Source organism: Rhodococcus pyridinivorans, assembly GCF_900105195.1.
GTDB classification, from domain to species: Bacteria; Actinomycetota; Actinomycetes; order Mycobacteriales; family Mycobacteriaceae; genus Rhodococcus; species Rhodococcus pyridinivorans.
Genome location: NZ_FNRX01000002.1, coordinates 870449 through 896226, shown reverse-complemented (window position 1 = coordinate 896226; position 25778 = coordinate 870449). Strand labels below are relative to the sequence as shown.

Below are 25778 nucleotides of genomic sequence, written 5' to 3'. Positions count from 1 at the left end.
CCGAGTGTGTGAAGGTTCATCGCCACGCCCGACCAGTCGGCACCCGAACCGGGAGCCGAGGCCGATGCAGGTCGCTCGGGTGTAGCCACGCGCGTTCGGTGGCCACACCCGAGCGGGCGAGCGGGTACTAGCTGGTGGTGATGGACTTGCGTGCCTTGTCCTGGAGGGTTTCGAGTGCCCGGATGAGGTATCCACGGAAGACAGTGTGGTTTTCGCTCATCGGGAAGTGGCCGATCTCCTTCATCTCGATGAACTCGGCGTTCGGGATCTGCGCCGCGGTCCGGGCGCTGTCCTCGGGGGTGGTGAGGTAGTCGTAGTCACCGGTCAGCATCACAACCGGGCACCGGTCACCGTCGATGTCCGCGAGCTTTCCGCGCAGGTCGTGATCGACCGAGTAGAAGTGCAGGTCACCGCGGAAGGACTCGGAACCCTGGCTGTAGTAGAACCAGGTCTTCCAGCGATCCGCCTCCGGCGACTGAGGTGCCATCAGGTCCCACACGCCGCTCGCGCAGACCTGTGCCGCGTTGGCGTGGGGGTGCTGCCACCAGTCGAGGTAGAAGCCCGGCGAATAGTCCGCACCCTCGACAGGGATGACGCCGGCGAAGCGGTCAGGGTGCCGAAGCGCAAGCTGCAGGGCGATGTTCCCACCGAACGAGGATCCCATGAAGATCGGGTTCTCCAGTTCGAGCGCGTCGCACAACGCCACGATGAAATTGGCGAAGTGGTCCGCGGAAAGCTGGTACTCCTCGGTCCACCATTCGGTGTTCTCCGGCGGATCGGACTTGCCGTGCCGCGGCAGGTCGTAGGCGATGACACGGTAGTTGGCGGTGATCTCCTCGTCTTCGAGCAGACCGCGCCACTGGTGGTTGTGGCAGCCGGCGGTGTGCTGGCACACCAGCGGCTGGCCGGTGCCGTTCTCGAGGTAGAAGACCTTATACAGCAGTCCGTCGACGTCGACGTCGACGTAGTGGCCGGTGACCGGGGAAATCTTGCTCATCAGTGTTCCTTACGGCTCAAAGGGGGTGGGAGGATCAGACCGGGACGCCGACGGTGCGCAGGAGTTCGATCTGGCGGGTGATGCACCGCAGGTTCTGCATCAACACCAGGATGTCGCCTTCGAGCTTCATGTCGCGCTGGAAGCTCGCGGCCCAGATGCCGTGGTACATCGGGGCGGGCACCGGGACGCCGAAGTTGCGCCAGGTCTCGGCGCTGGCACGCAGCGCGAACTGGTACGGCACATCCAGCGGACCGGGGTCGATCGCGATGTCCACCACGTTGCCGCGGCTCATCTGGATGACGAACGTGTGGTCGGTCATGTCGAGCAGGTACGAGCAGGTGAAGTACTTGCCGTGTGCCTGGATCTCGAGGTCGGTGTTGTTCGCCTCGGTGAACGAGGCAGCCCAGTCGGCCGTGTCGAGGGCACGCGTAGTGACGGTCATGTGGGATTCCTTCGATGAGGGAGACAGCGAGGCCGAGTGCGAGCACTCGCTCCGGTATGCCGACCCGAATCCGGAAAGTGCTGGCCTCCCGGATGCCGTGCCGGCCATGACAGCCATCACACCTCGTGTCCGCCGGGTGCGTCCAATACCTATCCGGCCCGGATCGATAGGCAATGACTACTGGTCTCCCGGGGTGGTGTTGGCTATCTTCGGAAACATGCAACCCCAGCTCGACCTGCGACTTCTGTCCTATTTTGTGGCAGTTGCGGAAGAGTTGCACTTCGGGCGCGCAGCCGCCCGTCTGCACATCGCTCAGCCCTCATTGAGCGTGCAGATCCGCAAACTCGAGCAGAACCTCGGCGCGGTGCTGCTGCTGCGCAGCAGCAGGCATGTCGAACTGACCCCTGCCGGCCAGATCCTGCTCGACGAAAGCCGCCGGTTGCTGGCGAACGCCGAACGAGCCGTCAACCTCACCCGCGAAGCCGCCCACGGCGTCAGTACCCGCAAGTTGGTCATCGGCTTCCAAGGCAACGCAGCTGCCGAGCTCACACCGCACATTCTCAGTACGTTCCAGTCGCTGCATCCGGGCATCCAGGTGCAGATGCATTCCTACGATTTCTCCGACCCGTATGTCGGGTTGGCCGACGGATCCTCCGATGTCGCCTTCGTCCGGCCCCCGCTGTTGATGCAGGACTGGCTGGGCATGGAAGCCCTGTTCGTCGAACCCCGGGTGATGGTCGTGTCCGCGAATCATCCGCTCGCCCAGTTGCCCGAGGTGAGCGTCGAACAGGTCACCAACGAGTTCTTCGTCGCACGCAAAGCCCCCGAGAACTGGCGAAACTACTGGCTGGCCACAGAATCGCGCCAAGGCGAACCGGTGCGGGTCGGCGCAGACGTCGCCACCGTCGACGAATGCTTCGAAGCGATCCTCGCCGAGCGCGGCGTGGCATTCTCACAAGCCTCGACGCAACGCTTCTACAGCAGACCGAGCCTGGCATTCGTGCCGGTGACCGACATCCCGCCCACGGCGCTGTCCATCGCCTGGCGCACGGATGTCGCGTCCAAACCCGTACAGGATTTCATCGACACAGCACGCGCTGTGGCCTCGCTCCACACCGTGCCCGGAGCATGGTCCACCCGGCCTCACAACTCGATCACCGAAGGTGCCCACCGCACGACAGGCTGACTTCTCCTGGCCCCTCGAATCAGCATTCCGATCACTGGTGTCTTCTTACCGAACCCATTGCTCAGCGTGCGAGACCTGACCCCGCTATCTCACCGGTCTTCCCCTTCGATGCTCCTGCGCCGGAGTCGCCGAGAGCCACGAGCCCGCGTCCTTCGACACCTGGCTCGTCTCGTTCTTTCATGCGTTGCCGCCGCGGGACCCCGTATCGCCCCTGGGACGGCATCGTCCTCGGCGACCCGGCCCGGCCCGAGGGTCACCGTGTCACAGAGAACGACAACAGCTTTCAAGATAGAATCGTTTCTATGGGAGAAAATTCAATCAGTGGGGACCCCGTCTTCTACGTCGATTGTGATCCGGGAATCGATGATGCACTGGCGTTGATATACCTCATCAAATGCCATGCCGATCTGCGTGGCATCGGAGCAGTTGCCGGCAATGTCGCCGTGGACCAGGCCGCAGAGAACGCGCGTCGCTGGCTCGCGCTGACCGGCCGCCCCGATATCCCGGTCGCAGTAGGAAGACAGGAACCGATGACCGGGGAGTTTTGGGGAGGTGCTCAATGGATCCACGGACCCAACGGGTTCGCCGGCCTGGACTTACCTCCGTCCCAAACGCCCACGGACCATATGGCCGCCGCAGAACGGCTGGTCGCAACGGCTCACGAGATCGGGTCCCGGCTTCACATCATCGCTCTCGGCCCACTGACGAACATCGCGGTCGCACTGGCGATCGACGAAACCCTCCCAGAAACTGTCGGTGCCATCACCATCATGGGCGGCGCTCACCTCGTTCCCGGCAATGTCTCCCCCCACGCCGAGGCCAACATCTTCGCCGACCCCGTCGCCGCATCGCAAGTGTTCTCTGCCCCCTGGCGGAATCTCACGCTGGTACCGCTCGACATCACGAATAATCACAGTCTTTCCCGAGCCGACGTGGACCTGCTGCAGACCGCATCCACCGATCCGGCAGTCCAACTCGCTGCAACGATGCTCGCCTACTATCTCGACCGACACCCGGAGTTCGACCACTCCAAATGCCTGTTGCACGACCCCCTTGCCGCAGCGATTGCCCTCGGTTCGGTCAGCTTGAACGAGTCCCCCTCATGCACGATTTCGGTAGAAACCGACGGTGAGCATCGTGGCCGCACGCTCGTGACCTTCGACGAGGACGCATCACCGGACACGTCGGCATCGCGGCACCGCATCGCCTTGTCCGCGACTGCCGATTTCGGCCCCCTTCTCATGAGCGCCCTGCTCCCGAATGCCCAGACACTTCGGGAGCCTGACGCACAGATCATCTCTTTGCCCAGTTGCCCATAATGAGCGCCGACCAGGTCACCGACAAGGCCCCCTTGCACGGACACCACCCGAAAACCGACGAAAGCATTGGCTGGCTCAGACGAATCACGACAACTCGGTCACCGATCACCCCACCACAGGCCGGCTCTCACCTACGACGTCGAGACCGCGTTCTTGTCACAATGGCCCCGTCTCACCGAACCCCGGTCAAGGTGCGAAACCTGACCACAACCATCTCCACTGATCCGTCTTTGACGTTCCCGCCACCGGATGCCCCGAGGACACCTACCCCGTCTCGTTCGACGCCTCGCTCATCTTCTCCATGCGTTGCCGTTGACGGACCCCGTATGCCGCCTCTCGGACGGCGGCGTCGTCCTCGAGCCCCGACCCGAGCGCCCCCCAATGGTCGCAATGGACGTCAGCAACCAGGTGAGCGTCAGATAGTCGGAGAAGCTCACCCCGTGCCCGAGAACACGGGACAACAGTTCCGGGGGAAGAGTCAAACTCGCAGTAGCCAACAGCAGACAAAACAGAGCCACGTGCAGCACGACGACACCAACGGTCAAGGTCACCACGGTCGCGGTATTGTACAGCACCGAACGGTCACGCTCCTCCGGTGATTTCGGACGCTCCCACAGTTCATGGTCGAGGATCAGCCAGAGAATCATCGCCATGATCGACAGGACCGTCACCGCACTCATACGCCACGGTCCCATCGTGTCGGCGAACAACCAGATCGTATTGGTGGCCAAGGCGATCGCCCCCGTGGCGAACGCGCCGACGAGAACCTTCGACAGTCCGGTCACCAGCCGCCACGGCCGGTTGGCACGCACCATCCCCGACAACAACCGCAGTCGCCGCAGTCCCGAAGGCGCAAAATACCGGATGCCGTCCTCGATCTGCGTAGACGGAAACTGCCGCGCGGCCCCGGGCGTGAGTTCCGGCTCACCGAGTATGTGGGTGATCGCAAGTTCGGTGACCGTGCGAACGCGACGCTCGATGCCGAAACCACCCACTCCCGCGACCGAGACGAGCGCGAATTTGTGGTCGGCGCTGACGTCGGCCACCACAGGCAGGGTGTCATCGCGGCGCGGCAGATCGGTGAGGTAGACGACGATGTCTTCGTGTTCCGAAGACGGATCGACCGTGTCGATGACCTCCGCGAACTCCGCTTGCTCGTCGGGAAGATACGGTTCGTTGCGCACACACACCGTCCACCGGCGCTCGACGCGAGCAGAGCTGCGCAGGCGTTCCGGCAGGTACTCCGCAATGCGTTCGGCCAGTGCCGCCGGCTCGCCCGGATCCGCGATCAACAACACCGAGACCTGCTCACCGCCGGCACCGGAACGCGATCCTTGCAGATGCTCGTTCGCCGACACCGTCTTCGCGTACCCGCTCGGTACCCCCGCAAACTCCATGCAGTCGCACGCACATTGCCGTGCAGCGCGACGTCGGCTGTCACCCGACGAACTCGCGAGCTTCCGCGATTCGCGATCTCCATCAACAACCCTGGGCACGGGCCGCCCTTCGGTTCGTCGACCTGACGAAAAGCGAACCGAAGGACGGCCCATGCCGTGGAGACGCATAACGGCAGCACTCACCGAACACCGACAGAGACGGCTCTACCCGGACCGACCCGCAAGCGGGTACGCGGACATCCGTTCGCGGAGCAGCCCCGGCTCCGACTCCTCGGCATGTCGCCGACTCGTACTACTTGTGCGCCAGCGACTGACTTTCCGCCACCGCACGGTCGGGGTGTTTGTCGCTCCGGACCCATCGACCCAGGAGCAGTACCGCCACGCCGGCCACGAGCATGGGAATCGACATCGCATAGAACACTGCACTGGCGGACCACCCCATCCCGAGAGCCGCTCCGACCACGATCGGCCCGACAATTCCACCGATGCGGCCCACACCCAATGCCCAACCGACACCGGTCGAACGCATCGATGTCGGATAGAACACCGCAGACAAGGCGATCAAGCTCTTCTGTCCGCCGCTGATACACACACCCGCAAAGAAGTTGGCAGTCAGCAGGACCCACAACGGCGCACTCAAAGCAAGACCGGTCAATGCGACGAACGCGAATCCGACGATGTACACCGTTCCGAGGGTGAGATACGCACCGAGTCGGTCCATACACGGCCCGGTGACAAACGCCGCAGCGATGCCGCCGACAGTCGTCAGGGTCGTAGCGGTGACCACCGTACCCATGTCGTAGTCCAGGCTCGTCATGATCGACGGTAGCCAGCTCTGCAGTGCGTAGAACTCACCGAGATTGATGACGAAGACCAACCACAGCAGCAGCGTGCCCAACACCCGGTCACGGGTGAACAGGTTCCTCAGTGCAGTGCGCTGTTCGTCAGGCTGCTTCTCTGCCTCGTAGGTGAAGTCGGAGCCGGCGGCGAGACCGGGATCGATCCTGCGCAGGATCGACCTGACCCGCTTGGGTTCGGCACCTTTGTTGATCATCAAGGTGAGCGAGTCCGGCAGAAAGCGCAGCAATGCCGGGAGCAGCAGAAGCGGTGCTACTGCGCCGACGACGAGCACCGAGCGCCAGCCGAAGATCGGGATCAGCCAACCGGAGACCAACCCTGCCGCGACGAAACCGAGGGAGAAACCGCAGTAGATCGCCAGGACGAAGGTCGCTCGAAGACGCTTGGGGCTGTATTCGCCCGTCAGCGCGATGGCACTGGGCGCAGCAGCACCGAGTCCCATTCCGGTGATGAAACGCAACGCCATCAGCTCGGTGACGTTCTGCGACCAGGCCGCGGCCAACGTGCCGAGCGCGAAGAGGACTGTGCTCGCAATAATCATCCGGCGGTGACCGAACCGCTCGGACAGCGGCGAGAGCGCCAGATAGCCGACCATCAGACCGGCGAGAGCGGCAGAGAAGATGGGCCCGAGCACTTGTTTCGACAGACCCCACTCCTCGGCGATGTGGGGCGCCATGTAGCTGATGCTCTGGGTGTCGAAGCCGTCGATGAACATGACCAACCCACACAGGCCGATCACGATGTACTGGTATCGACTCACCGGCCGCGAATCGATGAAATCCGGCAGTGTCACGCGCGATGGTGCGATGGACATGAGTGCCTCACAGTGTCTGGTACCGGGATTCCCGGATGTGGTGGTGGTAGCGGATCACGCGGTGACAACAAGATCGCCCGACGGTACGAAGGCGTCGCAGTAGAAGTTGTCCGGTGCCAAACCGGCCTCGTGGACGAAATCCTCGCGTGCCGCCGAGGTCATTGCGGGACTTCCGCATGCATAGACCTCGTGGCCGCTGAGGTCTGCATAATCCTCGAGCACGGCTCGATGAACGAGACCGGTGCGACCGGTCCAGTCCTCGGCGGGATGCGACAGGACCGGAGTGAAGCAAACCCGATCCGAAACCGAGGGCCACTTCTCGGGCAACTCGGGCAGGTAGATGTCCTCTTGCCGTCGTGCACCCCAGTAGAGATGCAACGACCGCTCTCCCCCGCGTTTGAGGTGGTCCTCGACGATCGACTTCACCGGGGCGAAGCCGGTGCCGCTGGCGACGAAGATGACGGGCCTGTCCGAGTCGGGGTTCAACGAGAACTCGCCGTAGGGCAGCTCGATTCTCAGTTTGCTTCCCTTCTCGAGCGTGCGAAGCACCTCCTCGGAGAATCGTCCCCCCTGCACGTGACGAATGTGCAGTTGCACTCCGTCGTTCTCGTGCGGCGGATTCGCCATCGAATAGTTGCGGCTGTCCCCGTCGTCGAGAAAAACCTTGAGGTACTGACCCGCGGCGAACTTCGCACGCACTCCGGTGGGCAGACGCAGCTGCACGACCGCGACATCGGGTGTCGGGCGAGTGATTCGGTGGACCTTCGCGGTGAGTTGCTTACGTACCACCTTGTCTCGTTCGGTGATCCGCTTCGGTGTGATGTCGACGTCCGTGGTGGGCTGCGCCTGACAGAACAGCACTCCGTTTTCGGGGCCTTGCGCCGTTCCCCGGCCGCGCACCGCGAGGCTGCCGGCATCGAGCGCACCTTCACAACTCGAACACACGCCTTTGCGGCACGAGTACGGGATCGCGTATCCCGCGCGTTCCGCCGCGTCGAGCACACTCTCGTCGGGCTCGCACGGAAAATTGATGTCCGATCCCGTGACGGTTACCTGGTAGGTCATGACGTGACTCCTGCGGTTACGTGTGATGAGGCGCCGGCGGTGGCGCCGACCAGCCGCACCGCCGCGACAACGGCGTCCGCATCGGCTGTTCCCTTGCCGGCGATGTCGAACCCGGCGCCGTGCCCGACACTGGAGAACCGCACGCCGGCGCCGATCGTCATCGCGGCTGCGGTGCGTCCGGCGAGGAGTTTGACGGGAATATGGCCCTGGTCGTGGTACATGGCGACGAACGCGTCGAAGCTGGTATCGCCGAGCATGAGGTCGGCTCCGACCGGTCCGCAGGCGTCGATCCCTGCGGCGCGCAGCCGCTCGACCGCAGGCGCTGTCACCCGCAGATCGTCGTCGCCGAACAGGCCGCCTTCTCCGGCATGCGGATTGATACCGAACACGCCGATACGCGGGGACGCGATGCCCTGGTCCTGAAGGGTCTGCACCACAGCGTGCGCTGCCCTGTACACCAGCTCCGGTGTGAGGCGCCCGAGCGCATCTTTCAATGATTCGTGCAAGGTGGCGTGCACGATGCGCAGGCCGGCACCGACGAGCATCAGGAAAACCTCGTCCCGTCGCGCGCCGACGAGTTCGGCCAGCATGCCTGGATATCCGTTGAAAGAGATACCGGCGGCGTTGATCGCGGTTTCCGAGTGCGGGCACGCGACGATGCCGCGGGCTCCACCGCCCTGCAGGCAGCGCACCGCGCGTTCGAGGTACGCCACGGTCGCCGTCCCGGCTTCTGCGCTCACCCGGCCCGGAGCGAACGCTCCGGGGGGCAACGAGTCGACGGGGAGGATGTCGACCACACCGGCGAGGGGTGCGCGGTGGCCGTCGACCGTCTCGCGGAGCGTCATGCCGCCCTGGTGGGCGAGCGATTCGATGACATGTCGATCGCCCACCAGGACCGGATTGAATGCGGGATGTTCCTGTGCTGCCACGACGGCTTTCACCGCGATTTCGGGGCCGATTCCGTTCGGGTCGCCGATTGTGAGCAGGACCCGGGGCGGGGACCCGTTCATAGTGGGAGCGCCAGCAAGGTATCGATGTTGGTGCTGTCGCACACCACGACCCGTTCGGCAATCTTCAACTGACCGTCGACCTCCACGTACCGGTCGACATATCGCCCGCTGGTGAAGATGTCGGATTGGCCGTCACGCATCACCCGCACCACCAGGAAGCTGGTTTCGGCATGGATACCGTCGCCGTTCTCGTCCAGCACCAGGGGCTGGCCCAGGATATGACGGTAGGTGTGTCGCTCGTAGATGTTGGCTTCGCGCAGTGCCGATACGCGGTCGACGAGCATGCGGCGAGTGTTGGCCCATACCAGTCCTGCGGGCAGGCCCTCGCTGTAGTTCTGCGCGGTGGTGATCCGGTACATGCAGTCCTCGACGAAAAAGTCCGGCCAACGCTCGAGCGGGCCCTCGTCGATGCAACGGGAGTAGTCGGCCTGCACACGGCCGATTCGCTGGAAGTCGTTCATGCTCATGCCTCTTCCTGTCGGTTCATCGCGGTCCGGTATGCCTTCCAGAAGCCGCGTACCGATGCTTCGGTGACACGGCTCTCGCTGGATTCGGCCAGACTTCCTCCCATTTCGAGCACTGCAGACTCGCTTGCTGCACCTGCGATTCCGCGTTGCACGAAACCTCCGACGCAGCCGTCCTCCATCGAGATGTAACCTGCGGGGCCCACCAGGTTGGACTGCTTGAGACGGATCTCTCGCTGCTCGGGCGTGTCTTCTTCGAATCCGAGATATGTCCAGTTCAAGCGGGTTTGCTCGACTCCGGTCGGCAGGATCTGGCGCACGGCCACGGAGTTCTGGATCTGTTGCAGCACGAAACCCGGGAAGACGGAGAGGATCTGCAGCGTCGTATCGTCGCCGACCTCGCTGAACCCCTCGAGCAGCGACGGATCGGCCAGTTTGTAGGCGCTTTCGGATCGGATGTTCTGGTCGGCGTAGGCGACGTCCTTCTCGGCGTCTCGGTCGATCGCCGAGTAACTGACGTGGTGGCCGCCGCTCTCGTCGACGATGATCCCGCCGCGCTGCGACAGGCGGTTGAGTTCGAAGGTGGTGAAGAACAGGTGCAGGATGCTGGCGTGGTAGGAGTCCTTGACGTTCTCTACGTACAGCTTCCAGTTGTTGGGAAGCACCTGCGTGAAGCGTCCGATGATCTCGGGCGTACGGCCACTGAGGACCCGGGCGATCCGGCTCGTGATCTCTTCGCCGAGATACTCTTCGATGTCCGGCACGTCATCGGAAAAGCTTCCGAAGACCAGGCCGTGGAGGACGGCGATGCGCATCTTGCGCGGGCCGTGATCCTCCATGCAGAACGAATCAGGCATTCCCCCTTTGCCTTTGATTCCGTCTTTGAAGGCGACGCCGGTCAGATCGCCCTGCAGGTTGTAGCTCCAGGCGTGGTAGACGCAGGTGAAGTCCTTCGTGTTTCCGCGGTCGTCCAGTGCCAGGAGGGCACCGCGGTGGGCACAGCGGTTCTCGAATCCGTAGAGCTCCCCGTCGCGATCACGTGCCACGATCACCGGCGTCTCGCCGACGAAGGTCGAGCAGTAGTCTCCCGGGTCGGCCACCTCTGCCTCGAGGCACAGGTAGCTCCAATACGGCCCCTGGAACAGCTTGGTCTGCTCGGCGGCGTAGACATCCTGGTCCTGGAACACCCGATACGGCACTCGGGTGAGGTCGTCGGTCCACTCCACCGGGGTATCGCGGCCTGTGTCGACAACGCTGCTTTCCATTATTTCTCCTCAGTCTGGACAACCAGTCGGGACATCAGAGAACTCGCTCGCTTGGGCTTGACACACCCCGCGCTTGTTCGTATAACGAACAGATGAGCAATTCTCGAACAATTAAGCAGGACGCCCAAGAAAGTGTCAAGAGTTCTTCCCGCGCCCCCGAAGGAATGGCCGGATTGGCGAAGGGTCTGGCGGTCATCGAAGCCTTCGACATCCGCCACCCACAACTGACCGTCACCGATGCCGCACAGCGGACCAACACCTCTCGCGCCGCGGCACGGCGCTGCCTGCTCACCCTCGTCGAGCTCGGCTACCTGACCCACGACAACGGAAACTTCCGCCCGACACCCAGAATGCTCCGTCTCAGCGGCGCCTATCTGGACACCGCGCCGCTCCCGCAACTCGCCCAGCCGCAATTGACCGAGGCTCGCGATGCGTTGGACGAATCGGTATCGCTCGCTGTTCTCGAAGACGGATGGGCCCTGTTCGTCGCCCGCGCCGAGGCCACCCGGATCGTGTCGACCGGAGTCCGTGTCGGCGCCAAACTGCCCGCCCACAACTCGGCAACCGGTCGAGTACTGCTGGCAGGACTGACCGATACACAACTGGACGACTATCTCCGACAGTGCAACCTCCAGACACGCACACCCCAGACGCTGACCGATATCGATGCCGTCAGGGAACGGATTCTGGCAGCAAGGGAGAGCGGCATGGCGTATACCGACGAAGAAATCGAACGCGGCATGCTGTCGATAGCCGTACCGGTCCGAACCGCCCGCGGTGAAACCGTGGCGGCCATGAGTGTCAGTGCATCCACTGCCAGAACCACCCTCCACGACCTCCAGAAAGCGGCCGTGCCCGTACTGAACGAGTACGCCGAAAGGCTCGGCCGGCTTCTGTGAGATCCCTCGAAGGGTGCACCCAGGCGCGACATCCGTGCGCGAAACGATCGCTGCACCCTGCAGGCGTGCCTCCGGAAGAACACCGACATCAAGGAGGCGACGACCGATCCATGGAATCAGGTCTTGATGCGGTCCTGAACACCTCAAGAAGACATGCGCGAGGGCGGTTCGCAGGGCCCTCAAAGGGTGCGAGGTCGACAAGTATGAGAACTTCTACCCGCGAACAACAGTGCCCACGTGCACGGACAGCTGGTCGCACTATCGGCGCTTCGGCGCTGGCGACCGGTCTCCAGGACCGGCAGGCCGGACGTCATCGACGTCCGGCCTGACAGTCCTGCGAGGGCAACGAGGCACTCGCGGGGATAGCCGATCTCGCCGCGGTGATTGGTACGGAATCCGAGTGCACGGTCGACGATTCCGCTCCGCACGCGGTAGTCGGCGCCCGCGGGGTCAGCACATCGGCTGGTGGAACGATTCGATCGATCATCGCTGCAGCGACCATCCGGTCGCCGCAGCTTCCACCCCGCCCGAAGAATGGACGAGCGCTCGTCAGGGCCGCCGAGGTGTGTTCGCGGCCGGAAGAAAGGCGCTGGAAGTCTCACCGATCGCGTCGTCCAGGAAGTTAGATCCGATACCGGAATCGAGGGACGCGATAGCCCCTGCCGATGCGGCACCGTCGACGCATGGTTCGAGAAGTTCTTCGGCAACGAGCATGCCCGGTTGCAGCAACCGCAGGCCCTGCAATGGATAGTGCGAGTGCGGGTGGTCCGTCCCGTGATCCGAAAACATGGGAAGGCGGACACCCGACTCCTCGCAGCATCCCGCTACGTCAAGCGTCGAGGACCAGAGTGGGTGTGCGAGAACGTCCGACACAGATCATCATCGTCTGGCCCTTGTCTCGGTCTGCCTGAGAGAGGATCGAATCGTGATGTTCGGGAACTCCGTCGAGCACGCGGGTTTCGCAGGACCCGCAGAATCCGTCCTCGCAGGAGTACAGGATGTTCGGGTTCGCTTCGAGAACGACTTCGAGCAGGGTGCGGTCTGCAGGCACCTTCAACGTGCACCCGGTCCGGCGCAGTTCGACCTCGAATTCGGTGGGCGACTGCCCCTCCGATGCGTCGGCAGCCTCGGAAGAATCGACCTCCACGACAGGGGCACCGAACCGCTCGAAATGAATTGCTTCGTCACCGAGCGCCGGACCACACACCGATTTCACCGCCTGCAGTAGACCTTCGGGGCCACAGCAGTACACGGCGGTGCCGGCCGGAACGTCGGCCACGGCGCCTGCCAGGTCGAGGTTTCCGAATTCGTCTGCAGGACAGACGTCTACTTCGCCGAGTCCGCAAATCTCTTCCACGAATGCCATCGTGGCGCGGCTGCGGCCGCCGTAGAGCGCGGACCAGCTGGCGTTCTCCCGTGACAGTTTCCGTGCCATCGAAAGAATGGGAGTGATTCCGATTCCTCCGGCGATCAGGAGGTAGTGAGGTGCAGGCTCGAGGGCGAAGTGGTTGCGGGGTCCCCGCACCGCGAGGAGGTCCCCCACCCGGACACTGTCGTGGATTTCCTTCGACCCACCGCGTCCTTGCTCTTCTTTGAGAACGGCGATCCGGTAGGCAGTCTTGTCCTCGGGGTCACCACACAGGCTGTACTGCCGAACGGTCCCGGAGGGCAGCACGAGGTCGATATGTGCTCCGGGCTCCCATTCGTCGAGGGCGGCCCCCTCCGGGTGCTCGAGGGTCAGCGACAACACGCCGTCGGATTCGAGTCGTTGTTGCCGGACCACGAGGCGGCTGGTCTCTTGTGTCATTGTCAGATCCTTGGGGTCGAGAGAACTGGCGCGTAAGCACCCGGGGTGCGGTATCCCCCTTTGAGAACGTCGACGAAGGCAGTGGCGAGAGAGACCTGGGTGATGGACACCAGCATGTCGAGTTCCATCCGCAGTACTGCCATCGCTTCGGCCCCTTGCGGGCTGTCCCAGTCCTGTTGGTCGATCAGGACACCGGCGAGCAGGTTGCCCGATTCGCGGGCTGCTTCGGCCATGGCGGTGGCAAAGCCAATGGGGACCTGAGGCAGTACCGAACCGATGAGAATGACCATGTCCGATTCGGTGACCAACTCGTCGATACGACGCACCACCGTGGCCTCGGCGTTGATGTCGCGTACGGCCGCCTCGGCGGGCGAGTGCGCGGTGACGACGTCGACATCGGTCAACCCCGCCCGAGCCATCTGCTCGACCAGGTCGTCACCGGACTTCCCCAGGGGCACCAGCAGTATTCGAGCTACGTAGGACATCCGGCGGGGTGTCGTCTCGCTCATGACAGCGTTCCTCGTTTCTGAGTGTTCGGGCGGTGCAACTGTGGACGGATCACGACGTGAGGACTCACCGGCCCCTGTCCGGTGGCCATCCGCCCCAACATGTCGTCGACCTCGTCGAGGCCGACGTCGACGGAGGGCACGATCTCCAATCCGGATCGGCCGCCGGCGAGAAGTTCGATGCTGCGTGTGACTGCATCAGGAGAGCGGCCTCGGACACCGACGATGGTGTTGGCGCCGCGCACCAGAGATTTGAGATCGAGTTCGCAGACCGGCGTCGACCCCAGTCCGCCGATGACCAGCCGGCCCCGCTTGCGCAACGCACGGGCGGCGGCGGCCACGGCCTGTCCTCCGAGTCCTACGGTGTCGAGGAGTACATCGGCTCCCTCACCGCCGGTGGCTCGCAGGATCAGTTCGGCAAGGTCGTCGTTGTCGTTGATCACCGGCACCGCACCGAGCGATTCGGCGATCTCGAGGCGCCCGGCCGACTCCGGTACCCCGATCACGACGATGCGGGCGGCACCGACAGCCCGGGCTGCGGCTACTGCGGAGATACCGTGGTAGCCGGGGCCGATGATCACGACCGTCGACCCCTCCTCGGCGCCGCCGGCATCGACCGTCCAATCCAGCGCGTTGGCGAAGGGCTGTGTCCACGCTGCGAGGTCCGCATCGAGATCCGCCGGTAGGCGGTACACGAGGCTGTTTGCGCTGAGCTGCATGTATTCGGCGTTGCCGCCGTGCAGACCGGACCCGTCGTTCGCCGGGACCAGACCTACTCGCCGCTTTCCTACGAACAGATCGGTCTGGGGGCACATGCGGTGATCACCGATGCGGCACGCCGGGCAGTCCTGCTGCATACACGGCAGGTACTCCTCCAGCGCGACCCGGTCGCCGGGCCGCACGTCCCATGCGGCGGACTGGGTCCGATCCACCGAGACGACGGTCCCGACGACGTGATGGCCGAGCACTGTGGGCGAGTCCAGTCCGGCCCGATAGAGACCGACATCGGTTCCGCACACCGCGGAGGATTCGACTTCGAGCCAGCCCACGGCACCGACGGCTGCGCTGGTGTCGAGGTGGCGGATGGTCGTGGTTGTGTCGGGCATCGACACCGCGGCGCGGACCATCGTCGGCGGGCCGGCTAACGAGGGTGTCGATGCGGTGTCGATGTCGGCTCTATTGGTCACGACGGATTCCTTGTTTCTTGTTGCCGGAGTGGTCAGATGGAGACGAAGTCTTCGCCTTCGACCATGCGGAGTGCGTCCTCTGCACCTTCCTGGAAGGGCGTTGCCTTCGGCAGCAGGACCGAGGTTGACCGCACACGCTGGTGTTCGGGCTGCAGACCGGGCAGGGTTTCCGCTTCGAGTTCCTCGAGGGCGGCGAGCAGTCGGCGGCGGGCCAAGATGATGCCGGCGTCGGAAGTTCCGAGGCGTTCCTTGGTGCGATCGCAGATTGCTCCCATCGATTCCTGCAGGGAGAAGTCCTGGGCGGCGATGCCCTCGATGCCGGAGAACGTCTTCTTCTGCTTCTGGGCCTCGCGGTCCATCAGATAGTCGTTGTCCTTGTTCGCCAGCGTCCGGTAGGTCCCGGGGATGTACTTGGCGTGGATTCCGTCTCCGTTGCGCATCGACGCGAGTTCGTCCTCGCGCAGCTCCCGGGTGGGGTGGTAGTTGATGCTCCACGCCCAGCACGTCTCGTCGTCGATGGGCACCCAGGCGTGCCCGCCGAGCGGATTGTGGGTGCCGAACGGGGGAATGATGGTGTACCAGGGCATGATCCACTGGGTGATCCGCCAGTAGTACTCGTCGTCGTTGGCGTTGCGGCGAGCACCGATGACCAGACCGCCGTCGCTCTCGGCGACCTCGAACTTGGGGCGGGTGTCGGCCTTGAGGTACTTGTTGCCCTCGGTCCCCGAGTGCATCGGGTCGTCGTCGAGGTTGAATCGGTGGGCGAACGAGACGTGGCTCGAGTCGATGCCGCCCTCCATTGCCTGCAGGTAGTTCGTCTCCTGCAGTCGCTTCGAGACGAATCGGTGGCCGTCGCCGAGCATGGCCCATTCGAGTTCGGGCAGTTCGGGCTTGAGCTCGGGCGGACCCATGTACGTCCAGATCACGCCGCCGCGCTCGACACACGGGTATGCCTTCTGCTTGATCCGGGACTTGAACTTCGAGTCCTCCGGTTCGGACGGCATGTCGACGCAGTTGCCCTCGACGTCGTACTTCCAGCCGTGGTATGCGCAGCGCAGGCCGCAGTCCTCGTTGCGGCCGAAGTACAGCGAGGCGGTGCGGTGACTGCAGAACTCGTCGAGCAGTCCGAGCCTGCCCTGGGTGTCGCGGAATGCGATCAGTTGCTCGCCGAGCAGCTTGACCCGGACCGGGGCGCAGTCCGGCTCCGGCAACTCCTCCGCCAGCAACGCCGGGATCCAGTACCGGCGGAAAAGCCGGCCCATGGGCGTATCGGGGCCCGTCTGAACCAGCAGAGTGTTCTGGTCTTGCGTCAGCATGGCAGTCCTTTCGACCTTCAACGACTGATTGCGTCCGAATAGCGCGCACGTGCGCGGAAATTGATCGGTGGGAGCACTGTGGCACACGTCGCTTCGCACCGTCAACCATGGGCGGCCTTACTTTTCACCCTAAGACCCCTGGTACTCGCTGTTTCTGTCGCCGAGACACGCGATGGATCACCACCGGCGAAGGTGCGCACGCCGCCGTGGAAGGTCCGAAAAGAACGCGCATATGCGCGCACATCGGACTCCACTACACTCGCGGTCGTGGGATCGAAGAAGCCCACTCAGTGAGGGCACCGGAGAGGGAACAGATGACGCGAGCCAATAGCGCGGTGGACGCCATGCCGACGTCGACCCCCGTGCGGCCGGCCCGCCCGAAGGACGCGGTCCAATCACTCGAACGCGCCATCGCAGTGCTGACCACCTTCGACCGCGAGCATCGCCACCTCACACTGACCGAGGTGGCAGAGCGGTGCCGACTCCCCCGCTCGGCGGCGCGCCGATTCCTGCACACCCTCGTCGAACTCGGATTCGTCGAGGTCTCCGGCCGCAAGTTCACCCTGACACCGCAGGTACTCGAGCTGGGCTATGCCAACCTGTCGAGGTTCACCCTCGCCGACGTGTGCCAGCCACACCTCGAGGCACTTGCGCGAAACCTGGGTCTCTCCGCGTCCGTCACAGTGCTCGACGGTCCGGACATCCGGTACGTCAGCAGAGTGGAGGTTGCGTCCGGCATGTCGGTGTCCTTGAAGGCGGGCAGCCGATTGCCCGCCCATCAGACAGCGACCGGACGGGTGCTGCTGGCCGCACTTCCCGAAGCCGAACTGAACCGACATCTCGACTTCTCGGCTCCCCAGGACCCGCACCCGGCGCCCGCCCACGACGAGCGCAGTCGACTCGAGCGCGAATTGGACATCATCCGCCGCCAGGGCTGGGCCTTCGCCGACCAGGTTCTCGATGTCGGAGTGCAAGCGTTGGCCGTGCCGCTGCGCTCCCGAACCGGCCGCGTCGTCGGCGCACTCACCGTGTCGATGTACCAAACGCACGAATCCGCGCGCACCCTGGTTCCGCGGTACCTTCCCCCACTCCTCGAAACCGCCGGTCGAATCTCCCTGGAACTGCGCGCCGGAATCGACGTCTGAGCGCATCCCATCCCGCGAGGACGCGCGCGTCCACCCGTCGCCGAACACCCACGGCGTGCTCCGCGGCCTCCCGTCACATCTCGCCACGCTTCGATGGCCCACGAGAGTCGGGGACGCGGCGAGGTAGGTGCCACACCCGAGGACGTGCGACACTTGCGTCCGAAGATAGGTTTCTTGAACGCTATGCGGACGCTTTGCGCTGAGATCGTGCGCACCGTCGCGCAGCGATAGAACTGTCGATGGAGTGCCTGTAGTGAACAACCGCAATTCCCGAGCACTACTGCCGTTGCTGACGGCAGCCATGGCGATCGGCCCACTGCTGACCTACGGCCTGAGCGCGACGAGCGCGCTGGTCATCGACTCGCTCGGCATCACCGCGGCGCAGTTCGGAATGCTCGCCACGCTCAGCTTCCTGGCGGCGGCTGCCCTGTCCCTGTCCTTCGGGCGATTCAGCGACCGCTTCCCCGCTCGCGCACTGCTCGTCACGATCTTCGCGGGCGCCGCACTCTCGTTCGTCATCGCGGCGCTGTCGACGAACTACCTGTGGCTACTGGCAGCCATGGTCTTGTCCGGGGCTGCACAGGCCCTGTCGAATCCCGTCACCAACCGCGTGATCAGCGATAATGCCCCACCGGCCAAACGCTCTCCCTGGATCGGAGTGAAGCAGTCCGGGGTGCAGGTCAGCCAACTCGCCGCCGGAGTCGGATGCCCCACCCTGGCACTTGCCTGGGGATGGCGAGGCCCACTATGGGTCGGCGCGGCCATCGCGGGCATCTCGGCCCTCTGGGCCTGGCGTTGCGCACCGTCCCGGAACCGTTCCCAACGGTCGGCGAGCGCCCCCGAGCGTGCCGCACCCTCCTCCGACCGCACCGAGCGCCGCACCCTGCCTCCGGCCGTCTGGCTGTTCGCCGCCTACGCCTTGTTCTCCGGCGCCGCCCTTCAGGCCACCAACGTCTATCTTCCGTTGTTCGCGCACGACGAAATGGGATTGAACCTGACCGTGGCCGGGCTGACCGCCGCGATCGCCGGCCTGATCGGTGTCACCGCGCGAATCGGCTGGGGCCGCGCGCTTTCCGGAAGAACCGGCCCCTTCACCCTGCTGCTGGTCCTCGCATCGGGCTCCCTGCTCGGCGCACTCGCCCTGCTCGGTGCCGAACTCTGGGGATGGCTTGCCCTCCTGTGGATCGGCGTCGGCGTGCACGGTGCGACCGCCCTCGCAGCCAATGTGGTGTTGATGGCCGGTGCGCTCCGCGTGGTTCGGACCAGCACCGTAGGCCGCGCCTCGAGCGCCATCGCAGTCGGGATGTATCTCGGATTCGCCGGCGGGCCCGCTCTGATGGGCCTGCTGACCGATCACACCGGCGGATTCGCGACCGGCTGGTCTGCGGCGGCAGCGCTGTACGCAGTATGCGTCGCGCTCGGCCTCTGGGGGATCCGCACTTCTCACGCCCCCACTCGATCGGCAGCATCACACGAAGTAGATAGGTTGAGCCTGTGAGCGAGAACGAAGCAACCACGACGACCCCGGAGCAGAACCGCGATCACGTTCAAGCTCTCGGCCGGGGGCTCGAGGTACTCAAACTGTTCGGGCGAGAACGTCGCCCCCTGTCGGTCACCGAAGTCGCGACCCTCGCCGGTATCACCCGCACCGCGGCCCGGCGCTTCGTGCTGACACTCGAGTACATGGGTTATCTGTCCTACGACGGCACCGCCTACACCGCCCGCCCCGCGATACTCGAGATCGGCGACGCCTACGTCCTGAGCAGCGGACTTCCCGAGATCGTCCGGCCCCACCTCGAACGCCTGGCCGAGCAGACGCAGGAGACGGCCTCGCTCACCGTGCTGCATCACGACAGGATCTTCTATGTCGACCGGGTCCAGGCCGACCGGGTCCTCACGGTCGAAATCGTGGTCGGGACGAGTCTGCCGGCCTACGCCGTCGCCACCGGTCGTGTACTCCTGGCCGACCGCACCGATGCCGAACTCGACGCCTATCTGGCTAGCGTGGACACCCACAGTTACACCGCGGCCACCACGATCGACACCGACGAACTACGCGAGAAGATCCTCGCCGCACGCAACGAGGGATGGTCGCTGGCGGACGAGGAACTCACCGAGGGAGTGCGGTCGATCGCCGTGCCCGTTCGCGACGCCGAAGGCTACGCAGTCGCCGCTCTCAACGTCTCCGCTCAGTCCTCGCGGGTATCACTCGATCACATGCGGGGATCGATCCTCACCGCTCTGCGCACTGCGGCCGAGCAGATCCGCGAGGAGCTCGCAACGATGTGAGGCCCTGTCCGGTGATCGCGGTCGTCATCGGGACAGCGCCCTGCGCGCCGCGTGATCGACGGATCGAGCGGCGATCACACGATCCGGCCGATGGCCTCCCGGACCGGACCGATGGGCAAGATCCGTCCGAATAGCGCGCAATTGCTCCACAAACGGACGCAAACATTGTGTGAACGCGATCACCTTGATAAAACAGGTGCAGCGCTCGACCGGTCGAAGGTGACCCACCCTGAACTTTCCGCGACATACCCCCTCGTGACGTTCACAGCCCCTTCCACACCTCGACTGCATCAACGCTATTCGACCGACGGCAGCGATCCTCTCCCCCGAGAACCCGGGTAGCAGCAACACAACCCGAGACCCCCTTATCGCGCCGAGACCAGACAGGAAACCCCTCGTGCAGACGATTTCCACATCACCTGATCAACAGGCACGCAACCGATATCGGTGGGTCGTGCTCGTGCTCTGCTGGCTCGCCTTCACCATGACCTCCGTCGATCGCTCCACCTGGGGCCCGGCATCGGTGTTCGTCGGCGAGGACCTCGGCGTACCACTGGCCAGCCTCGGCGTGTTCGCCACCGCGTACTACATCGGCTACGTCTGCTCCAACGCCCTCACCGGGGTGCTCTCCGACCGGTTCGGTGGCCGCGAGGTGGTCACCGTCTCACTCGCCGGCGCAGGCGTGTTCATGATGATCTTCGGATCGACCACCTCCGCGGTCATCGGCATCGGCGTGCAAGCAGTCGTCGGCTTCTTCGCCGGTGCGGATTACGCCGCAGGCGTCAAGCTCCTGGCAAGCTGGTTCCAGCCCAAGGAACTCGGCAAGGTCATGGGACTGTTCACCTCCGCGACCTCGCTCGGCACCGTCATCGCCAACACCGCCGTCCCGTGGATGATCAACCACTACAGCTGGCACGCCTCCTACCACCTTTTCGGTGCCATCTCGATCGTCACGGCCGTCATCTGTTACGTGATCATCCGGCCGGGACCGGTCACCAACACGATCGCTACCGCGGGCGACGGCAAGCGCCCCTCCGCCTGGAAGACCCTGACCACCAACCGCGATCTCATGCTGCTCTCCCTCGCCGGATTCGGCGGGTTCTGGGGCACATACGGATTCGTCACCTGGTCCAACGCCCTGCTCATCAAGGGACACGGCGTTTCCGGCACCACCGCCGGGTTCATCGTGGCGATCTTCGCGGGCGTGGCGGTCGTCAGTAAACCCCTCACCGGAATACTCGGCGACCGGATAGGCAGCGCCCGAAAGCCCGCGATCGTCATTCTCGCGCTGTTCTCCATCATCCTGATCTTCTTCGGAACGCTGGACAACGTCCCTGCGCTCCTCATCGCAGCACCCATCCTCGGCCTGGTCGGTTACGGATACCTGCCCCTGATCGTCGCGATGATCCCCCGCCTGGTCTCGAGCGACGTCACCGGCACAGCCGCCGGCGCATCCAACGCCTTCTGGCAGATCGCCAGCACCCTCGTCCCCCTCGCCATCGGCGCGGTCTTCTCCGCCACCGGCTCGTTCCTGGCAGCGTTCGCAGCCCTCGCCGTCGGACCGATGATCGGCGCAGTGATCCTGTACTTCGTCGACGAGAACGGCGGAAAGACCACCGTCGCCGACACAGAACCGGTCACTCCCGACACCACCACCTCCTGAGACCCACAACCAACGACACGGCGGCCTCCCTCCGGAGACCGCCGTGTCGTTGGTTGTGCAGCACACCTGGGCGTGACTACCCGCGCCGGTCCGGAAGGTCGTGTGACACAACGCCACATACAAACCCGGTCCGAAGCCACGCAACAGACGTAGTCCTCTGCGCACCCAGTCCGAACCGAGGCGACATCGCGAGCACCGGTGGCCCTACGACAGCCGGCCGTTCACTCGGCGGGGGATACCCCACGGGTTCGCATCGACGAGAGCGGACGGCAGGTTCGCTTCGGGCACCGACTGGTAGGCGACCGGACGCAGGAATCGCCGAATCGCGGTCGCTCCGACGGAGGTGTGTACCGAGTTGGTGGCCGGGTAGGGACCACCGTGGTGCTGAGCCCAACCCACGGCCACACCGGTGGGCCATCCATTCCAGATGACGCGCCCCGCACGGCGCGCAAGCGCACCGAGCAGTCCCGCAGCATCGGGATCGTCATCGGTTCCGTGGACGGTCGCTGTCAACGTGCCCGGCAGGACAGCCATCGCCGCGTACAGCTCCTCGATCGATGTGTAGGTCACGATCAGCCCGAACGGACCGAAGCATTCTTCGAGCAGGTCCTGAGGGTTTCGACGCAGTGCCCGAGCGTCGGTCACGCCGATGACCGGCCGCACCGACAGTTCGTCCAGACCACTCTGCTCGGGCACTGCCACCGGCCGGACCTCGGGATGGTCGAGGATCTGCTGGGACACCTCGAGAAACGACTGCCGGATCCCTGCGTGCAGCAGACGGAACGAATCATCGGCGACCGCGGTTCGAACGAGCCACTCGATCGAACTCTGCTCGGGAACGAACAGCAGCCCCGGCTTGGTGCAGAACTGCCCCGCGCCGAGCAGCAACGATTCGAGGAACTCGCCGGCGATCTTGCCCGACCGGTCCTCGGCGGCCGCAGGTGTCACGAACACCGGATTGGTGCTGCCGAGCTCACCGTAGAACGGGATGGGATCCGGGCGACCGGCTGCCAGATCGGCCAGCGCACGGCCACCCGATGTCGAGCCGGTGAACCCGACGGCGGTGATACGCCGATCCTGGACGAGCTGACGTCCGATCTCGGCGCCCTGCACAACCCCGAAGGTGCCGTCCGGGGCGCCGCACGCCCGCAGTCCCTCGTCGATCGCCCGCGCATAAGCGGCGGTCAATCGCGGCTGAGCAGGGTGGGCTTTGGCCACGACGGGGCAGCCGGCAGCCAATGCCGAAGCAGTGTCTCCGCCGCCGAGTCCGAATGCGAACGGAAAGTTGCTCGCACCGAACACTGCGACAGGTCCGGTGGGCACGAGCATCCGGCGCAGGTCGGGACGCGGAGCAGGGTGCGCATCCGGATCGGCCGTGTCGATGATCGCTTCCAGCCAGGAGCCCTCCTCGACGACCTCGGCGAACATCCGCAGCTGCGTCGTCGTCCGCGTGACTTCGCCGCGCAGGCGCGGCTCGGGCAGTGAACTGTCGGCGGCCGCCAGCGGTACCAGTTCCGACGCTGTGGCGTCGAGCGCATCGGCCACCGACCGCAGAAGGTGCGCTCGCTCGTGCAGGTCCGTACGAGCAAGAGGCGCCGCGGCGGCCTCGGCGGCGTCGAGAATCCGCTCGTAATCCTGCGCGGAGGTGTCGAGAAGAGTGTCTGTCGCAGTGGTTTCCATTGCTGTCCTGTCGAATTCGGAGCGTCCCGTGCTGAGTGTGTGGATCTCAGTGTGCGGGAGAACCGATGTGATGCGACATCTCCACATGGAGATGGTGTGAGTGCAGTCACCGCCTCCAGGATGGGCATCACACGAGATACCGGATGACTTTGGAGGACGACGATGACCGCAACGACAGGACCACTCGCGGGGGTTCGGGTACTGGATATGACACGTCTGGCGCCCGGACCGTACGCGAGCATGCTGCTCGCGGACCTCGGCGCAGAAGTGATCGCAATCGGTGGTGGTCGTTCCGGGCTTCCGGTGCCCGCGCTGTCGCGAGGCAAGGAATTCATCTCGCTCGACCTCAAGACCGCCGACGGCCTCGACGCCCTGCACACCCTCGTTTCGGAAGCCGACGTCTTCATGGAAGGATTCCGCCCCGGAGTGGCAGACAAGCTGGGCGCCGGCTACGCGGAACTGTCGGCCCTCAATCCCGGACTCGTCTACTGCAGCGTGACGGGCTACGGCCAGAACGGGCCCATGGCGCAGCGCGCCGGGCACGACATCAACTACCTGGCCATCGCCGGTGCCCTCGGGACCTTCGGCCCCTCGGATCACCCGCCGACACTGCCGCTGAACCTGGTCGCCGACTTCGCAGGCGGCGGATTGCTGTCGGCATTCGGCATCATGTCCGCCCTCTACGACCGCACGCGTACAGGCAAAGGCCGGTACATCGATGCCGCCATGGTCGACGGCGTGCTGTCGATGATGGGAATGAACTTCGTCGACTGGCAGACGCCGACGCTGCCCGGACGTGGACACGGCGTACTGACCGGATCGATGCCGTTCTATCGGTGCTACCGCTGCTCCGACGATCGCTACGTCGCAGTCGGGGCACTCGAGACCGCCTTCTTCGAACGGTTGTGGACCACCCTCGACCTCGGCGCCGTTCCGAACCATTTCGACGAGTCCACCTGGGACCACATCGAAAAGTCACTGACCACAGCATTCGAGACGAAGACGATGGCGGAGTGGACCACAGTGTTCGCCGATGTCGATGCCTGCGTGACACCGGTACTCGAACCGCACGAACTGGCCACCTTCGATCAGATCGTCGCCCGGGACCCGGACTTCGCACTGGATTCGGTCCCCGTGGTCCCGGTGTTCTCCGACGGCCCGACACGGCGCGCCACCGACACCCACGTCAAGACCGAGGAAGTGCTGCGCCGTGCCGGTGTCGCCGAAGACCTCGCCCACCGGGCGGCCGCAGCCGGTATCCCCTCGTCCGTGACGGGTCTGAGCTGGCCCCCACTGTGACCGTCGAACTTCCGAATCATCACCTTCCCCACACAGACCAGGAGTAATTCATGAGTATCGAATATCGCGAATTCCGCGAGAGCGTCCGCAAACTCGCGCAGACCAAGATCGCACCGCACGCCGCCGATGTGGACGACAAGGAACGATTCCCCTCGGAATCCTGGGCAGCCCTGCGCAGCAACGACCTGCCCGGACTCGCCTACCCCGAGAGCCTCGGCGGCAGTGGAGCCGACCTGCTCGCCCAGGTCATCGCTGTAGAAGAAGTCGCAGCGTCCTGTGCAAGCACGGCACTGGTCATGCTGGTCAACTGGGCCGGCACCTCCACCGTGCTCCGTCAAGGCTCCGACGAACTCAAGCGACTGGTGGTACCGAACGTCGCATCGGGCGCCGCCGGCGCCGCATGGTGCATGACCGAGCCGCGCGTGGGCTCGGACCTGTCGGCGATCGCAACGACCGCAACCCAGGATGGGTCCGACTGGATCCTCAACGGTCAGAAGCGGTTCATCAGCAATGCGCCGTGGGCCGACTGGTACGCCGTGCTGGCGAAGACCGGCGAGAAGTCACTCGGCATCTTCATGGTGCACAAGGACGACGCCGGCGTCAGTTTCGGCGCTCCCGAAAAGAAGATGGGTATGCGCGGCAGCCCCACGACCGACGTGAACTTCGACGAGTGCCGACTGCCCGCCGTCCGGGTCGTCAACGACCCCTACCAGGGGTTCGCGTACATCTCCGAGGAACTGAACGTCAGCCGGGCACTCATCGCCGCGCAGGCTCTCGGCATCGCACAGGGCGCATTCGATGCCGCAGTGTCGTACACGACCGACCGCGAGCAGTTCGGCCAGTCCATCTCCCGCTTCCAGCTTCTGCGCGGCATGGTCGCCGATATGGCCGTCAAGATCGAGTCGGCCCGCACGCTGCTGTACGACGCAGCCCGTCTCATCGACGACGGGGAACCGGCGGGACGGACGAAGGCGGCCATGGCGAAGCTGCTGTGCAGCGACACCGCCATGTCGGTGACCACCGATGCGCTCCAACTGCACGGCGGATACGGCTATGTCCGTGATTATCCGGTCGAGCGGATGATGCGCGACGCCAAGATCACCCAGATCTACGAGGGCACCAACCAGATCCAGCGACTCATCATCGCCAAGTCGGTATACGGAAAGTAGG

At 64.6% G+C, this 25778-nt stretch carries 21 protein-coding genes and 1 pseudogene; 9 read left to right on the top strand and 13 right to left on the bottom strand.

The window, feature by feature from the left end; all coding sequences use genetic code 11:
- Positions 1-127: 127 nt before the first annotated feature.
- Complete coding sequence (locus BLV31_RS04900) at positions 128-997, bottom strand: alpha/beta fold hydrolase (protein ID WP_019288297.1); 870 nt, start codon at positions 995-997, stop codon at positions 128-130.
- 34 nt (positions 998-1031) lie between these two features.
- Complete coding sequence (locus BLV31_RS04895) at positions 1032-1439, bottom strand: hypothetical protein (RefSeq protein WP_039584279.1); 408 nt, start codon at positions 1437-1439, stop codon at positions 1032-1034.
- Between BLV31_RS04895 and BLV31_RS04890 the strand changes: the two genes are divergently transcribed.
- Both BLV31_RS04890 and BLV31_RS04885 read left to right on the top strand, forming a co-directional pair.
- A complete protein-coding gene (locus tag BLV31_RS04890; RefSeq protein ID WP_269324910.1) occupies positions 1438-2625 on the top strand; it encodes a LysR family transcriptional regulator in 1188 nt (395 codons plus the stop codon). The two genes, BLV31_RS04895 and BLV31_RS04890, sit on opposite strands and share 2 nt — an antisense overlap.
- A gap of 302 nt (positions 2626-2927) precedes the next feature.
- A complete protein-coding gene (locus BLV31_RS04885; protein ID WP_072740543.1) occupies positions 2928-3944 on the top strand; it encodes a nucleoside hydrolase in 1017 nt (338 codons plus the stop codon).
- Positions 3945-4208: 264 nt separating this feature from the next.
- On the opposite strand, the pseudogene BLV31_RS04880 reads toward BLV31_RS04885, so the two are convergent.
- The 6 genes and pseudogenes from BLV31_RS04880 to BLV31_RS04855 form a co-directional block, all read right to left on the bottom strand.
- Positions 4209-5302, bottom strand: a pseudogene (locus tag BLV31_RS04880) (hypothetical protein).
- Between the two features lie 331 nt (positions 5303-5633).
- Positions 5634-7013, bottom strand: a complete 1380-nt coding sequence (locus BLV31_RS04875; RefSeq protein ID WP_039584280.1) for an MFS transporter — start codon at positions 7011-7013, stop codon at positions 5634-5636.
- Between the two features lie 54 nt (positions 7014-7067).
- Positions 7068-8078 (bottom strand): 2Fe-2S iron-sulfur cluster-binding protein, encoded by a 1011-nt coding sequence (locus BLV31_RS04870; protein ID WP_039584281.1) that lies wholly within the window; start codon positions 8076-8078, stop codon positions 7068-7070.
- The gene (locus tag BLV31_RS04865; RefSeq protein ID WP_235367005.1) at positions 8075-9007 is read right to left on the bottom strand and encodes a PdxA family dehydrogenase; all 933 of its coding nucleotides are present in this window, start codon (positions 9005-9007) and stop codon (positions 8075-8077) included. The genes BLV31_RS04870 and BLV31_RS04865 overlap by 4 nt, the downstream gene beginning before the upstream one ends.
- Positions 9008-9084: 77 nt before the next feature.
- Entirely contained in the window at positions 9085-9555 is a 471-nt protein-coding gene (locus BLV31_RS04860; RefSeq protein WP_006552196.1) for an aromatic-ring-hydroxylating dioxygenase subunit beta, read from the bottom strand.
- On the bottom strand, positions 9552-10817 hold the full coding sequence (locus tag BLV31_RS04855) for an aromatic ring-hydroxylating dioxygenase subunit alpha (protein ID WP_039584283.1): 1266 nt from the start codon (positions 10815-10817) through the stop codon (positions 9552-9554). The genes BLV31_RS04860 and BLV31_RS04855 overlap by 4 nt, the downstream gene beginning before the upstream one ends.
- Positions 10818-10909: 92 nt before the next feature.
- Here BLV31_RS04855 and BLV31_RS04850 point away from each other — a divergent pair, with 92 nt between their 5' ends.
- Positions 10910-11716: an IclR family transcriptional regulator domain-containing protein gene (locus BLV31_RS04850; RefSeq protein WP_174556300.1), complete on the top strand. Its 807-nt coding sequence runs from the start codon at positions 10910-10912 to the stop codon at positions 11714-11716.
- An 829-nt stretch (positions 11717-12545) separates the two neighbouring features.
- Here the strand turns inward: BLV31_RS04850 and BLV31_RS04845 are convergent.
- The 4 genes from BLV31_RS04845 to BLV31_RS04830 are packed head-to-tail and all read right to left on the bottom strand — an operon-like array spanning position 12546 to position 16532.
- A complete protein-coding gene (locus BLV31_RS04845; RefSeq protein WP_039584285.1) occupies positions 12546-13523 on the bottom strand; it encodes a PDR/VanB family oxidoreductase in 978 nt (325 codons plus the stop codon).
- A 2-nt stretch (positions 13524-13525) separates the two neighbouring features.
- Positions 13526-14032, bottom strand: a complete 507-nt coding sequence (locus tag BLV31_RS04840; protein WP_064060771.1) for a hypothetical protein — start codon at positions 14030-14032, stop codon at positions 13526-13528.
- Positions 14029-15216: a zinc-dependent alcohol dehydrogenase gene (locus BLV31_RS04835; RefSeq protein WP_064060770.1), complete on the bottom strand. Its 1188-nt coding sequence runs from the start codon at positions 15214-15216 to the stop codon at positions 14029-14031. Before BLV31_RS04835 ends, BLV31_RS04840 begins: the two co-directional genes overlap by 4 nt.
- 32 nt (positions 15217-15248) lie before the next feature.
- On the bottom strand, positions 15249-16532 hold the full coding sequence (locus tag BLV31_RS04830) for an aromatic ring-hydroxylating dioxygenase subunit alpha (RefSeq protein ID WP_006552202.1): 1284 nt from the start codon (positions 16530-16532) through the stop codon (positions 15249-15251).
- A gap of 314 nt (positions 16533-16846) precedes the next feature.
- Here BLV31_RS04830 and BLV31_RS04825 point away from each other — a divergent pair, with 314 nt between their 5' ends.
- The 4 genes from BLV31_RS04825 (at position 16847) to BLV31_RS04810 (ending at position 21629) form a co-directional block, all read left to right on the top strand.
- Entirely contained in the window at positions 16847-17677 is an 831-nt protein-coding gene (locus BLV31_RS04825) for an IclR family transcriptional regulator domain-containing protein (protein WP_248846222.1), read from the top strand.
- A gap of 253 nt (positions 17678-17930) precedes the next feature.
- A complete protein-coding gene (locus BLV31_RS04820) occupies positions 17931-19175 on the top strand; it encodes an MFS transporter (RefSeq protein ID WP_039584292.1) in 1245 nt (414 codons plus the stop codon).
- Positions 19172-19966 carry an IclR family transcriptional regulator domain-containing protein gene (locus tag BLV31_RS04815; RefSeq protein ID WP_039584294.1) on the top strand — a complete coding sequence of 265 codons (795 nt, stop codon included), beginning with the start codon at positions 19172-19174 and terminating at the stop codon, positions 19964-19966. Before BLV31_RS04820 ends, BLV31_RS04815 begins: the two co-directional genes overlap by 4 nt.
- Positions 19967-20363: 397 nt before the next feature.
- Positions 20364-21629, top strand: coding sequence for an MFS transporter (locus BLV31_RS04810; RefSeq protein WP_228044743.1), 1266 nt, complete (start codon positions 20364-20366; stop codon positions 21627-21629).
- Positions 21630-21833: 204 nt separating this feature from the next.
- Here BLV31_RS04810 and BLV31_RS04805 read toward each other — a convergent pair whose 3' ends face one another.
- Entirely contained in the window at positions 21834-23309 is a 1476-nt protein-coding gene (locus BLV31_RS04805) for an aldehyde dehydrogenase (NADP(+)) (RefSeq protein WP_039584295.1), read from the bottom strand.
- 162 nt (positions 23310-23471) lie between these two features.
- Between BLV31_RS04805 and BLV31_RS04800 the strand changes: the two genes are divergently transcribed.
- Entirely contained in the window at positions 23472-24608 is a 1137-nt protein-coding gene (locus BLV31_RS04800; RefSeq protein ID WP_071936074.1) for a CaiB/BaiF CoA transferase family protein, read from the top strand.
- A gap of 50 nt (positions 24609-24658) precedes the next feature.
- On the top strand, positions 24659-25777 hold the full coding sequence (locus tag BLV31_RS04795) for an acyl-CoA dehydrogenase family protein (RefSeq protein WP_064060769.1): 1119 nt from the start codon (positions 24659-24661) through the stop codon (positions 25775-25777).
- The last annotated feature ends 1 nt before the right edge of the window (position 25778 follow it).

Excerpts from the sequence above, each read along its gene's own strand:
- BLV31_RS04900 (WP_019288297.1), bottom strand. The coding sequence starts at position 997 with ATGAGCAAGATTTCCCCGGTCACCGGCCACTACGTCGACGTCGACGTC.
- BLV31_RS04890 (WP_269324910.1), top strand. The coding sequence starts at position 1,438 with ATGTGGGATTCCTTCGATGAGGGAGACAGCGAGGCCGAGTGCGAGCAC.
- BLV31_RS04895 (WP_039584279.1), bottom strand. The coding sequence starts at position 1,439 with ATGACCGTCACTACGCGTGCCCTCGACACGGCCGACTGGGCTGCCTCG.
- BLV31_RS04885 (WP_072740543.1), top strand. The coding sequence starts at position 2,928 with ATGGGAGAAAATTCAATCAGTGGGGACCCCGTCTTCTACGTCGATTGT.
- BLV31_RS04875 (WP_039584280.1), bottom strand. The coding sequence starts at position 7,013 with ATGTCCATCGCACCATCGCGCGTGACACTGCCGGATTTCATCGATTCG.
- BLV31_RS04870 (WP_039584281.1), bottom strand. The coding sequence starts at position 8,078 with ATGACCTACCAGGTAACCGTCACGGGATCGGACATCAATTTTCCGTGC.
- BLV31_RS04860 (WP_006552196.1), bottom strand. The coding sequence starts at position 9,555 with ATGAGCATGAACGACTTCCAGCGAATCGGCCGTGTGCAGGCCGACTAC.
- BLV31_RS04855 (WP_039584283.1), bottom strand. The coding sequence starts at position 10,817 with ATGGAAAGCAGCGTTGTCGACACAGGCCGCGATACCCCGGTGGAGTGG.
- BLV31_RS04850 (WP_174556300.1), top strand. The coding sequence starts at position 10,910 with ATGAGCAATTCTCGAACAATTAAGCAGGACGCCCAAGAAAGTGTCAAG.
- BLV31_RS04845 (WP_039584285.1), bottom strand. The coding sequence starts at position 13,523 with ATGACACAAGAGACCAGCCGCCTCGTGGTCCGGCAACAACGACTCGAA.
- BLV31_RS04840 (WP_064060771.1), bottom strand. The coding sequence starts at position 14,032 with ATGAGCGAGACGACACCCCGCCGGATGTCCTACGTAGCTCGAATACTG.
- BLV31_RS04830 (WP_006552202.1), bottom strand. The coding sequence starts at position 16,532 with ATGCTGACGCAAGACCAGAACACTCTGCTGGTTCAGACGGGCCCCGAT.
- BLV31_RS04825 (WP_248846222.1), top strand. The coding sequence starts at position 16,847 with ATGACGCGAGCCAATAGCGCGGTGGACGCCATGCCGACGTCGACCCCC.
- BLV31_RS04805 (WP_039584295.1), bottom strand. The coding sequence starts at position 23,309 with ATGGAAACCACTGCGACAGACACTCTTCTCGACACCTCCGCGCAGGAT.
- BLV31_RS04800 (WP_071936074.1), top strand. The coding sequence starts at position 23,472 with ATGACCGCAACGACAGGACCACTCGCGGGGGTTCGGGTACTGGATATG.
- BLV31_RS04795 (WP_064060769.1), top strand. The coding sequence starts at position 24,659 with ATGAGTATCGAATATCGCGAATTCCGCGAGAGCGTCCGCAAACTCGCG.